The organism is Achromobacter sp. Marseille-Q0513, assembly GCF_018195695.1.
GTDB lineage: Bacteria > Pseudomonadota > Gammaproteobacteria > Burkholderiales > Burkholderiaceae_B > Achromobacter.
This window is the reverse complement of sequence record NZ_JAGTJY010000007.1, coordinates 1-11592: the sequence shown is the minus strand read 5'-3', so window position 1 is coordinate 11592 and position 11592 is coordinate 1. Positions and strand designations below refer to the sequence as shown.

Genomic DNA, 11592 nt, shown 5'->3' with positions numbered 1-11592 from the left:
GTTCAAGCGCTCGCGCTTCGCGGCGCGCGACTATGACGCCGACTTCGATGCGCACTTCCTGCGCTGGATGCTGTCCGACGGCGCCGGCGCGCTGCTGCTGGGCAATTCCGGCCGCGCGCTGCCGGGCATTTCGCGCGGCGTGCGCCTGCGGCTCAAGTGGGTGCACCAGCGCTCGTTCTCTGGCGACTATCCGGTCTGCATGCAGCTGGGCCTGTCGGCCGACCGCCAGCGCGGGCACCTGGACTACCCGTCCTGGACCGACGCCGAGGCCGACGGCGCGCTGTCGCTGCGCCAGGACATCCGGCTGCTGCCGCACCTGTTCGACATCGGCATCCATGAGTACGCCAAGCTGGTGCGCGACGGCTGGGTGGATCCGGACCAGATCGATCACTTCCTGTGCCATTACTCGTCCGAGAAATTCATCCCGGTGGTGGCCGACCTGCTGGACAAGGCTGGCCTGGCCATCCCGCGCGAGCGCTGGTTCAGCAACCTGGCGTGGCGCGGCAACACCGGCGCGGCGTCCATCCTCATCATGCTGGCCGAGTTCCTGGAAACGCGCGAGATCAAGCCGGGCGAGCAGCTGCTGTGCTACATCCCCGAGTCGGGCCGCTTCATGACCGCGTACATGCTGTTCGAGGCCGAGGCCGTGCATGAACAGCTCGCGCGGGCCGTCGCGTCGACGAGCCCGGCGGCCGCGCAAGCGCACGACGCGCATAGCGCCGATGCCGACGCCATCGCGCCGCCGCACGATCCCGACAGCGCGCCGCAGGGCCTGGGCCAGCTGCTGACCGAGCTGGCCTCGATCTGGCATGACTACCGTTCGCGCGTCTGGCGCACGCCGGTGGTGCGGCGCCTGCGCGAGCGCCGTTTCCAGACCGCCGACTACCTGACCTGGATGGAAAGCTGGATCCCGCAGGTGCGCGAGGGCAGCAAGTGGATGCGCGAGGGCGCGGCCTCGCTGAGCGAGGCCTACCAGCCGCTGGCGGCGCTGATCGACGTGCACGCGGGCGAGGAACAGAATGACTTCAAGATCCTGTTCCAGGACTACCGCAACGCCGGCGGCCCGGTGGACGACATCGACGCCCTGCGCCGCAATCCCGGCGGCGAGGCGCTCAACGCCTATCTGCACAGCCTGGCCGCCACGCGCGATCCCATCGGCCTGCTCGGCGCGATCTATATCATCGAGGGCACCGGCCAGCGCATCGTGCCGGCCCTGCTGCCGCTGCTCAGGGCCAGCCTGCCGCTGCCGCCGGACGCCTTCCGCTTCCTGGAATACCATGGCCAGAACGACGAGCACCATCTGGCGCGCTGGCTGGCGGCGGTGGAGCTGGCGCTGGACTGCGACGAGGACGGACGCGCCGAGCGGCGCATCGTGGACACCGCGCGCCGCACCGCCGCGCTCTACCTGATGCAATTCCATCACGTGATGGAGGACGAGGCGCAATGAAGCAAGAACCCGAGTTCCTGGCCAAGGCGCACGATCCGCTGGATCCCAGCCCCTGGCTGGCCCTGTACCTGGACCGCAGCACGCCCCTGCCGGACAAGGTCAAGAAAGCCTGGCTGACGGATTCGAGCAGCAGTTCGCGCCAATACCTGCTGCCCTTCCTGCGGCCGCTGGCGCGCGCCTTCATCGTGCTGATACAGGTGGTCAAGACCTTCGTGCCGCGGCGCTGGTCGCACTCGAAGCTGCTGCATCGCATCCTGGCCTGGGGCCTGAAGCGCTTCGTCTCGCCCGAGGCCAACTGGCTGATCCTGCGGCACTTCCACCTGGGCGCGCAGATCCTGGCCTTCATCGCCGCCAATTCGCCAGTGCCGGTCAGCACCACGCCGCTGGAGCCGCGCGATATCGACGACCTGAAGGACGAACTGTTCGTCAAGCACGACCTGAACCTGTTCAACTTCGTCATCCGGCTCAACACCGCGCTGCGCGAGGCGGGCGTGGAGATGCACGCGCCCGAGCGGGTCGACTTCTCCATGATCCGCGATCCCGGGCTGTTGCTGGACGACATGCCGCAGGCGCGGCTGAACTTCCTGGACCTGCAAAGCGCCATCGAGCTGTTCACGCCGCTGTACCAGCTCATGCTCACCGACAACGACTTCTGGCGCGCGGCCAATTCGCTGCAGCTGGACGAGACCATCGGCATCTACGCGGCCAAGCTGCTGGGCGCGCCGCAGCACCTGATCCTGGTCAACAACAGCCATCCGCTGGTGCCGATGTCGACGCTGCGGGCCGGCTATCGGCTGGTGTTGCACGGCCTGTCCACCGAGATGCTGCACAGCCTGCTGATGGAGATGAAGGCGGCGCAGGATGGCGGCGATCCGCCCGCGCCCATCGCCTGAGCGACGGCTGCGCGCATGGCCGGCCGGCGCGCGCGGCTGCGCGTGTCTTAGTATTGACCCGGTGTCGCGGGGACGGGGGCCTACGTTATATTGCGGCCCTTGCCCTGCGTGCCTTCAGGCGGGCAGGGCGCAGTCATTGCCCCTGATCACGGAAGCCCAGCCATGCCCCAGCCCATCGAAGTCATCGCCACCCTGTTGTTCGCGGTGGCGGTCCTTCATACGTTCTCGGTGCCGTTCTTCGCGCGGCTGGCGCACAAGGGCGGGCCGCACGCGGGCTTCTGGCACCTGTTCGCCGAGGTCGAGGCCGTGTTCGGCGTGTGGGCTTTCGCGCTCATCGTCGCCATGGCGGCGCTGTCCGGGCCGCCCGCGGCCATCGAGTACATGGACACGCGCAACTTCACCGAGCCGCTGTTCGTGTTCGTCATCATGGTGGTGGCGGCCAGCCGTCCGATCCTGGAACTGGTGGGACAGCTGGTGCGGCTGACGGCGCGCGTGCTGCCGCTGCGCCGCGAGCTGGCCACGTTCTTCGTGATCATGTCGCTGGTGCCGCTGGGCGGCTCCTTCATCACCGAGCCGGCCGCCATGACGCTGGCCGCCATCCTGCTGCGCGACGCCTATTTCCGCACCAGCGGCCGGGCCGGCTTCAAGTACCTGACGCTGGGCGTGCTGTTCGTCAACGTGTCCATCGGCGGCGTGCTCACGTCCTACGCCGCGCCGCCCGTGCTGATGGTGGCGACCACCTTCGGCTGGGATTCCGGCTTCATGCTGCAGCACTTCGGCTGGCGCGCCGCCGTGGCGGTGTGCCTGAACGCGGCGCTGCTGACGCTGATCTGCCGCAAGGCGCTGCTGGCGCACAGCGTCGGCACCGGCGGCGGCGTCGACGCGCCGGAAGGCGCGGACCGGCGTCCGCCGGTGCCGGCCGTGGTCATGCTGGTGCACCTGGTGTTCCTGGTCGCCGTGGTGCTCACCGCGCACCATCCCGCGATCTTCCTGGGCCTGTTGATGATGTTCATCGGCTTCACGGAAGCGTACAAGCGCCACCAGAGCCGCCTGATGATCAAGGAAGGGCTGATGGTCGGCTTCTTCCTGGCCGGGCTGGTGGTGCTGGGAGGCCTGCAGAAATGGTGGCTGCAGGACCTGCTGGGCGGCCTGCAGCCCTTCGTGCTGTTCTGGGGCGCGACCGCGCTGACCGCCATCACCGACAATGCGGCCCTGACCTACCTGGGATCGCTGGTCGAGGGCACCGGCGAGGCCTGGCGTTACATGCTGGTGGCGGGCGCCGTCACCGGCGGTGGCCTGACCGTGATCGCCCATGCGCCGAATCCGGCCGGCTTCGCCATCCTGAAGAACCATTTCCCGGACGGCAGCATCTCGTCCGGCCGGCTGTTCCTGTCGGCCCTGGGGCCGACGCTGGTGGCGGCGCTGATGTTCCTGCTGCCGGTCTAGGCGGTCCGGCGGGAGGCGCGGGACCGGCACGGGCTGGCCTGGAAACCTTCCGGAAAGCCGTCTGGCGGCTCGCGGAAAGCGGCGCGGCGCGCCCTGGGCGAGTCCGGGCGCGGCGCCCCGGGGGACCCGCCGCCCGGGCCGTCTCCGGTTGTTCATGAAAAACCGCTAAAATTCAAGACTTTCCCGTATTTTTTTGGCCTTGCCTTCAGCGCGCGGCATCCGCCGCCGCGTCCGTGGCCGGGCCATGGCCAGACCGCCGGGCCGTCCGCCCGCCGTGATTTGGCGAACGGTCTTTTGGAACGGTCTCTTGATACGCCGGGCTCGCGCCCGGGAGCACGAAATGCCCATTTACGCTTATAAGTGCAGCGCCTGCGGCCATGCCAAGGATGTGCTGCAGAAGATCTCCGACGCGCCGCTCACGGTTTGCCCCGAGTGCGGCCAGAGCGCCTTTTCCAAGCAGGTGACCGCGGCTGGCTTCCAGCTCAAGGGCTCCGGCTGGTATGTCACGGATTTCCGCGGCAACGGTAACGGCAACGGCGGCGGCGCGTCCTCGCCGGCCTCGTCCGAGAGCGCCGCTCCCGCGGCCGCGCCGGCCACGCCCGCGGCTCCGGCCGCGCCCGCCGCCACCGGGACCGCGGCTTCCTAGAGCCACGCGATGCGAATGCGCGTCATCAAGAAGTACTTCATCACCGGCCTGCTGATCTGGGTTCCCCTGGTCATCACGGTGTGGGTGCTGGGTCTGCTGGTCGCCACCCTGGAAGGGTTCGTGCCCGGCTTCCTGTCGTCCGAATCGCTGTTCGGCGTCGACATTCCCGGCTTCCGCTTCGTCCTGGTCGTGGCGGTGGTGCTGCTGACGGGCATTTTCGCCGCCAACCTGATCGGCCGCACGATGGTGGACCAGTGGGAATCCCTGCTGGGCCGCATCCCGCTGGTGCGCTCCATCTACAACTCGGTCAAGCAGGTCAGCGACACGGTGCTGGCGCCCAACGGCCAGGCGTTTCGCCGCGCCGTGCTGGTGCAGTATCCGCGCGCCGGCGCCTGGACCATCGCCTTTGTCACCGGCACGCCCGGCGGCGAGGTGGCGGAACAGCTGCCCGGCGAGCACATCAGCGTCTATGTGCCGACCACGCCCAACCCGACCTCGGGCTTTTTCCTCATGGTGCCGCGCACCGAGGCGATCGACCTGCAGATGAGCGTGGACGCGGCCCTGAAGTACATCGTTTCCATGGGCGTGGTCGCCCCGGCCGCGGCGATGCCTGCCGCCGACCGGCCCGCCCCGCCCGTACCGGCGCCCCACGCCGATTCGTAACCCTTTACGCTACTACCAAGCACACAACGGAGTCATCCCGCATGCGTACCTGCTATACCGGCCAGGTTTGCCGTGACCATCTCGGCCAGACCGTCACCCTGTTCGGCTGGGTGAACCGCCGCCGCGACCACGGCGGGGTCATCTTCATCGACCTGCGCGACCGCGCGGGCCTGGCCCAGATCGTGTTCGATCCGGACAACGCCGCCTTCGCCACCGCCGAGCGCCTGCGCAACGAATTCTGCATCCGCGTCACCGGCGTGGTGCGCGAGCGTCCGGCCGGCACGGCCAACGCCGAACTGGCCTCGGGCGAGATCGAAGTGCTGTGCAAGGAAGTCGAGATCCTGAACGCGTCGGTCACGCCGCCGTTCCAGCTCGATGACGACAACCTGTCCGAGACCACCCGCCTGACGCACCGCGTGCTGGACCTGCGCCGCCCGCAGATGCAGCGCAACCTGATGCTGCGCTACCGCGTGTCGATCGAAGTGCGCAAGTTCCTGGACCAGCTGGGCTTCATCGACATCGAAACCCCGATGCTGACCAAGAGCACGCCCGAAGGCGCGCGCGACTACCTGGTGCCCTCGCGCGTGAACGCCGGCCACTTCTTCGCGCTGCCGCAGTCGCCGCAGCTGTTCAAGCAGATGCTGATGGTGTCGGGCTTCGACCGCTACTACCAGATCACCAAGTGCTTCCGCGACGAAGACCTGCGCGCCGACCGCCAGCCGGAATTCACCCAGATCGATTGCGAAACCTCGTTCCTGAGCGAACTCGAGATCCGCGAGATCTTCGAGAACATGATCCGCCACGTGTTCAAGGTGGTGCAGGACGTGGACCTGCCGTCGCCGTTCCCGATCATGACCTGGACCGAAGCCATGCGCCGCTACGGCTCGGACAAGCCGGACCTGCGCGTGAACCTGGAATTCACCGACATGACCGACGTCATGCGCGACGTGGACTTCAAGGTCTTCGCCGCCGCCGCCACGGCGCCGGGCAGCCGCGTGGTCGCCCTGCGCGTGCCGGGCGGGGCCGAGATGTCGCGCAGCGAGATCGACGCCTACACGCAGTTCGTCGGCATCTACGGCGCCAAGGGCCTGGCCTACATCAAGGTCAACGAAGTGGCCAAGGGCCGCGACGGCCTGCAATCGCCCATCGTCAAGAACCTGCATGACGCCGCGCTGGCCGAGCTGATCAAGCGCACCGGCGCCCAGGATGGCGACATCATCTTCTTTGGCGCGGACCGCGAGAAGGTCGTGAACGACGCCATCGGCGCGCTGCGCGTGAAGATCGGCCACAGCGAATTCGGCAAGAAGACCGGCCTGGCGATCGCCGGCTGGAAGCCGCTGTGGGTGGTCGACTTCCCGATGTTCGAATACGACGAGGAAGACGGCCGCTACACCGCCGCCCACCATCCCTTCACCAGCCCCAAGGACGGCCACGAGGACTTCCTCGAATCCGATCCGAGCAAGGCCTTCGCCAAGGCCTACGACATGGTGCTGAACGGTTGGGAAATCGGCGGCGGCTCGGTCCGTATCCACCGCGAGGAAGTGCAGAGCAAGGTGTTCCGCGCGCTGAAGATCGGCGCCGAGGAAGCCCGCGAGAAGTTCGGCTTCCTGCTGGACGCGCTGCAGTACGGCGCGCCGCCCCATGGCGGCATCGCCTTCGGCCTGGACCGCATTGTCACCATGATGACCGGCGCCGAGTCGATCCGCGACGTGATCGCCTTCCCGAAGACCCAGCGCGCGCAGTGTCTGCTGACGCAGGCGCCGTCGGAGGTCGACGAGAAGCAGCTGCGCGAGCTGCACATCCGCCTGCGCAATGTAGAGAAATAGCCCACCCCCGAAGCGCCTTCGGCGCTTCCCCCTCAAGGGGGCGCGGCTACGGACCGGCGGAGCCGGATCCGTGCCGCTGCGCTTGTGGGGCGCTGGTGGCTTGCGGGGAGGGTGCCTCGATTTTCTGGTGCCTTCTTTTCAATAGCCGCCACTGGTTATTCGCAGTTTCAGAGAACGCCCCGGACTTGTCCGGGGCGTTTCTGTTTCTGGCTGCGTCGTGGGCGGTAAACGGCAACTGAAATGCGGTAATCTGGCAAGCGCCGCCGGGTGTGGCGGCGTCGGGTCGGGGTGCGCTTGCGGGCGTCCGGGCCGGCGGGTTCCGTGTCTTGTAAGGCGCCATCGCTTCCATGTCGCTCATCCGTGTCGTCAGCTACAACATCCATAAAGGCCGCTCGGCGCTGGGCCGGCGCGACTCCCTGAACGAGCTGCGCCTGGGCCTGTACGGGCTGCGTCCCGATCTGGTCTTCCTGCAGGAAGTGCAGGGGCGCAACGAGAACAAGTCGCTGCTGGATGCGCAGCATGAATCGCTGGCCGCGGCGCTGCGGCTGGACGTGGCCTACGGGCGCAACGCCATCCGCCACCAGACCGACCATGGCAACGCGCTGTTGTCGCGCTTTCCGATCGTCGAGCACGAGAACCAGGACATCTCCGACCACCGCCTCGAACAGCGCGGCCTGCTGCATGCCCGCATCGAGCTGGACGGGCGCGCCGTGCATTGCTTCGTGGTCCACCTGGGCCTGTTCGCCGGCAGCCGCAGCCGCCAGATCCTGGCGCTGACCGAACGCATCCGCCGCCTGGTGCCCGAGGGTGATCCCATCCTCATCGCCGGCGATTTCAATGACTGGGGCGACCGGCTGGCGCCGCTGTTCGTGCAGCAGCTCGGCCTGTACGAAGTGTTCTCGCACGCGCCGCGCAGCCATGGCGGCGAACTGCCGCGGCTGCGCGACTCGGTCAAGCGGCTGACCAACGCGCTGCGCGGCGTGCCCAACGGCATTTCGGTCATGGAGCGCACCAATCAGCTCGGCATGGACGGCAGCTCGCGCCTGCTGCTGCCGCCGCCGCGCACCTTTCCCGCCGTGTTCCCCTGGTTCAGGCTGGACCGCATCTACCAGCGCGGCTTCGCCGTGCGCAGCGCGCGCGTGCTGCGCGGCCGGGAATGGGCCCGGCTGTCCGATCATTCCCCGCTGCTGGCCGAGCTGGAACTGCCGTGAAGCGCGAGCCGGTCAGGCTGGACTGGACGGACGGCAACGATATCCGGCTATTGCAGAACGGCGGGGACTTCTTCCCGTCCCTGTGCGCCGCCATCGATGCCGCCACGGTCAGCGTGCACCTGGAAACCTATATCTTCATGCTGGACCGCAGCGGCGAGATGGTGCTGCAGTGCCTGGCCGAGGCCGCGCTGCGCGGCGTCAAGGTGCGGGTGGTGCTGGACGGTTTCGGCAGCGCCGCCACCGCCGACGAGGTCCGCGTCAGGCTCACCAACGCCGGCGCCCAGTGCCGCATCTTCCGGCCCGAGCCGCGCTGGTTCGCCAAGCTGATCCCGTCGCGCAGTCGCCTGCGGCGCCTGCATCGCAAGGTCAGCGTGATCGACGGGCAGATCGCCTATGTGGGCGGCATCAACATCGTCGACGACTACGATGACCTGGATCCCACCGACGGCCTGACCGCGCCGCGCTTCGACTTCGCCGTCCGGGTGCGCGGGCCGGTGGTCACCGACGCCGCCTACGCCCAGGACCTGCTTTGGGTGCGGCTGAACTGGGCGCGCCTGCGGCGCCATCCGCGCGACTGGAACCGCATGCGGCTGACCAAGCCGCATCATGTCGCCGTGGCGCCTTGCGGCCAGATGCGCGCCGCGCTGGTGCTGCGCGACAACCTGCGCTTTCGCCAGACCTTCGAGCGCGCCTATCTGCTGGGTATCACCGAGGCGCGGCGCGACATCCTCATCGCCAACGCCTATTTCTTTCCCGGCGTGCAATTCCGCCGCGCCCTGGCCAGGGCGGCGGCGCGCGGCGTGCGCGTGCGTCTGCTACTGCAGGGCAAGGTCGAATACCGCATGCAGTACCACGCCACGCGTTCGCTGTACGACCAGCTGCTGCGCGACGGCATCGAGATCTACGAATACATGCCCGGCTACCTGCATGCCAAGGTGGCTGTCATCGACAACGTGGCCACCGTGGGCTCGTCCAACCTGGATCCCTTCAGCCTGCTGCTGGCGCGCGAGGCCAACGTCGTGATCGACGACCAGCCCTTCGCCTGGGACCTGCAGGAACGCCTGGAAACCGCCATCCGCGAGGGCGGCCGCTTCATCCGGCCGCTGGACTACCAGCGGCGCGGGCTGTTGCGGCGCTGGGTGGACGCGGCGTCGTATGTACTGCTGCGGATCGGAGTGGCGCTGACGGGAACCTCGGACAAGTACTGAGCCCTTTTCCGTCGCGGCGCCGTGCGTGCTACGCGGGCTTGCGCCGCGGGCCGATCAGCCCCAGCGCCAGCGCGGTGCCTACCAGAATCACGCCGGCGCCCGCCAGGATGGGGCCGGTGACGGTTTCGTTCAGGAACCACGCTCCCCACAGCACCCCGAAGATCGGCACCAGGAAGGTGACGCTGACCGCGCCCGTGGGGCCGACGTTGGCGATCAGCCGGAAGAACACGATGTAGGCCGCGCCGGTACAGACCACGGCCAGCAGCACGGTGGCGCCCCAGGCCATGGCCGAGACCGGCGCCTGCGGCCAGGTCATCACGGCGGCAGGCAGCAGCACCAGCGAGGCGGCGACCATGCTGCCGGTGGCGTTGGTCAGCGCGTCCACGCCGGTCAGGAAGCGCTTGGTCCAGTTGGCCGCGATGCCGTAGAACACGGGCGCGGACACGGCCGCCAGCACGGCCGGGCCGGTGCCGCCGGAGGTGAAGCTGAGCTTGTCCCAGACCAGCACCACGATGCCCAGCAGCGCGATCAGCAGGCCCAGCGAGCGCGACCAGGGCAGTTTGTCCTTGAGCCAGAGCCAGCCGATCACGGCGCCCCAGACGGGCGTCACCGCGTTGGACACCGACAGGAAGCCCGCGCCCAGCGATTGCGCCGAATAGGCATACAGGACGAAGGGCAGGGCGGCATTGAGCGTGCCCACCACCAGGATGGCCTTCCAGTGCCGGGCCATCAGCGGCAGCCTGCCGCGCCAGATCGCGGCCGGCAGCAGGAACAGCGCGGCCAGCCCGACGCGCAGCTCGATCAGCGGCACCGGCCCGAATTCGGGCACGGCGATGCGCATGAACAGGAACGAGCCGCCCCATACGGCGGCCAGGACCAGCAGGTCCAGCAGATCGCGACGACGCATGTGCAGTCCAGTCTCAGGAGGGTTTCCGGGCAGAAGCCAGGTTCTTCATCTTCACCCGGTGCGCGAGCACCGCGCAGGTCAGGGACAGGACAATACACAAGCCCAAGCCGGTCCGCACTCCGTTTAGTACGGAACTATGCGAAATCAGGATGCCCACCAGCGCAGTGCCCAGCGCGCTGCCGATCGCGCGCGTGGTCTGGACCAGGGCCGAGGCCACGCCCACGTCGCGTCGCTCGCTGAGCATCTGCATGAACAGGGTCAGGTTGGGCAGCAGGAAGCCCAGCGCGCAGCCGTTCACGAAGAAGGCCGACAGGATCCACAAGGCCGAGGTGCCGGGCGAAATCAGCAGCACCATCAAGGTGCCGATGGCGAGCAGACAGGCGCCGAAGACCATCAGGCGCTGGGGCTCGGTCTGGCGGTGGAACAGCCGGCCGTTGATGATGCTGCCCACCGAGATGGCCGCCACCAGCGGCGTGAGCAGCAGCCCGGCCTGGCTGGGCGTATAGCCCAGGACCTGCTGCAGCAGTAGCGGGCTGTAGAAGATCAGCACGAACATCACCGCGCCCACGGTCATCGCCGCCAGGTTCAGCAGTTGCGGTTCGCGGCCCGCCAGCACGCGCAGCGGGAAGATCGGCGAAGCCACGCGCCGTTCGATCGGGACCAGCAGGGCGATGGCGGCGATGCCCGCCACGGCCAGGCCCAGCGCCAGGCCGGGGTGGGCGTGATCGCCGCTGGCAAAGCCCAGCTCCAGCGCCGCCAGCGGCGCGCCCACGGCCACGACCAGCAGCAGGGCGCCCAGCCAGTCGATGCGGCGCTCGCCGGTGTGGACGGGCTTGATGCGGGGGAAGTAGCGCGCCAGCAGGAACAGCGCGACGGCGGCGGCGATCGGCGATATGAAAAAGGCGGCGCGCCAACCCAGCGCCTGGGTCGCCGCGCCGCCGAGCACCGGGCCGATGCCGCTGGCCATGGCGAAGGCCGCCGACACCAGCGCCATCCAGCGCACGCGCTGCTTGGCATCGGGGAAAAGATCGGCGGGCGCGGCGAAGGCGGTGGCGATCATCATGCCGCCGCCGATGCCCTGCAGCGAGCGGAACAGGATCAGCTGGCCCATGCTCTGCGACAGCCCGCAGGCGATCGAGCCCAGCGCGATGATGAGCACCGACACCAGCATCAGCGGCTTGCGCCCGAACATGTCGCCCAGGCGGCCGAAGATCATGATGGAGGCGGCGGTGGCGAGCAGGTAGCCGGTGCCGACCCAGGCGTACAGCGCCATGCCGTTCAGCGCCTCGGCCACGCGCGGCAGGGTGGTGCTGATGATGGTGGAATCGAAGGCGGCCAGCACGAC

General features: G+C 68.5%; 10 protein-coding genes. 8 read left to right on the top strand and 2 right to left on the bottom strand.

The window, feature by feature from the left end; genetic code table 11:
• From KDH83_RS03120 to clsB, 8 genes are all read left to right on the top strand, one after another.
• Positions 1 to 1447 (top strand): 3-oxoacyl-[acyl-carrier-protein] synthase III C-terminal domain-containing protein (locus tag KDH83_RS03120; RefSeq protein WP_249204799.1); only part of this gene is annotated, 1447 nt, incomplete at its 5' end.
• Entirely contained in the window at positions 1444 to 2340 is an 897-nt protein-coding gene (locus KDH83_RS03115) for a hypothetical protein (protein ID WP_212312711.1), read from the top strand. The genes KDH83_RS03120 and KDH83_RS03115, both read left to right, overlap by 4 nt.
• Before the next feature lie 162 nt (positions 2341 to 2502).
• Complete coding sequence (locus tag KDH83_RS03110; RefSeq protein WP_212312710.1) at positions 2503 to 3786, top strand: putative Na+/H+ antiporter; 1284 nt, start codon at positions 2503 to 2505, stop codon at positions 3784 to 3786.
• Positions 3787 to 4126: 340 nt separating this feature from the next.
• Positions 4127 to 4432: an FmdB family zinc ribbon protein gene (locus tag KDH83_RS03105; RefSeq protein ID WP_212312708.1), complete on the top strand. Its 306-nt coding sequence runs from the start codon at positions 4127 to 4129 to the stop codon at positions 4430 to 4432.
• Between the two features lie 9 nt (positions 4433 to 4441).
• On the top strand, positions 4442 to 5095 hold the full coding sequence (locus tag KDH83_RS03100; protein ID WP_249204798.1) for a DUF502 domain-containing protein: 654 nt from the start codon (positions 4442 to 4444) through the stop codon (positions 5093 to 5095).
• Positions 5096 to 5136: 41 nt separating this feature from the next.
• Positions 5137 to 6921, top strand: a complete 1785-nt coding sequence (aspS, locus tag KDH83_RS03095) for an aspartate--tRNA ligase (RefSeq protein ID WP_212312704.1) — start codon at positions 5137 to 5139, stop codon at positions 6919 to 6921.
• A gap of 347 nt (positions 6922 to 7268) precedes the next feature.
• Entirely contained in the window at positions 7269 to 8132 is an 864-nt protein-coding gene (locus tag KDH83_RS03090) for an endonuclease/exonuclease/phosphatase family protein (RefSeq protein WP_212312703.1), read from the top strand.
• Complete coding sequence (clsB, locus tag KDH83_RS03085) at positions 8129 to 9340, top strand: cardiolipin synthase ClsB (RefSeq protein WP_212312702.1); 1212 nt, start codon at positions 8129 to 8131, stop codon at positions 9338 to 9340. Before KDH83_RS03090 ends, clsB begins: the two co-directional genes overlap by 4 nt.
• 28 nt (positions 9341 to 9368) lie before the next feature.
• Here clsB and KDH83_RS03080 read toward each other — a convergent pair whose 3' ends face one another.
• On the bottom strand, positions 9369 to 10247 hold the full coding sequence (locus KDH83_RS03080; protein ID WP_212312701.1) for a DMT family transporter: 879 nt from the start codon (positions 10245 to 10247) through the stop codon (positions 9369 to 9371).
• Positions 10248 to 10260: 13 nt separating this feature from the next.
• Positions 10261 to 11592 (bottom strand): MFS transporter (locus KDH83_RS03075; RefSeq protein ID WP_212312700.1); only part of this gene is annotated, 1332 nt, incomplete at its 5' end.

Excerpts from the sequence above, each read along its gene's own strand:
- KDH83_RS03115 (WP_212312711.1), top strand. The coding sequence starts at position 1,444 with ATGAAGCAAGAACCCGAGTTCCTGGCCAAGGCGCACGATCCGCTGGAT.
- KDH83_RS03110 (WP_212312710.1), top strand. The coding sequence starts at position 2,503 with ATGCCCCAGCCCATCGAAGTCATCGCCACCCTGTTGTTCGCGGTGGCG.
- KDH83_RS03105 (WP_212312708.1), top strand. The coding sequence starts at position 4,127 with ATGCCCATTTACGCTTATAAGTGCAGCGCCTGCGGCCATGCCAAGGAT.
- KDH83_RS03100 (WP_249204798.1), top strand. The coding sequence starts at position 4,442 with ATGCGAATGCGCGTCATCAAGAAGTACTTCATCACCGGCCTGCTGATC.
- aspS (WP_212312704.1), top strand. The coding sequence starts at position 5,137 with ATGCGTACCTGCTATACCGGCCAGGTTTGCCGTGACCATCTCGGCCAG.
- KDH83_RS03090 (WP_212312703.1), top strand. The coding sequence starts at position 7,269 with ATGTCGCTCATCCGTGTCGTCAGCTACAACATCCATAAAGGCCGCTCG.
- KDH83_RS03080 (WP_212312701.1), bottom strand. The coding sequence starts at position 10,247 with ATGCGTCGTCGCGATCTGCTGGACCTGCTGGTCCTGGCCGCCGTATGG.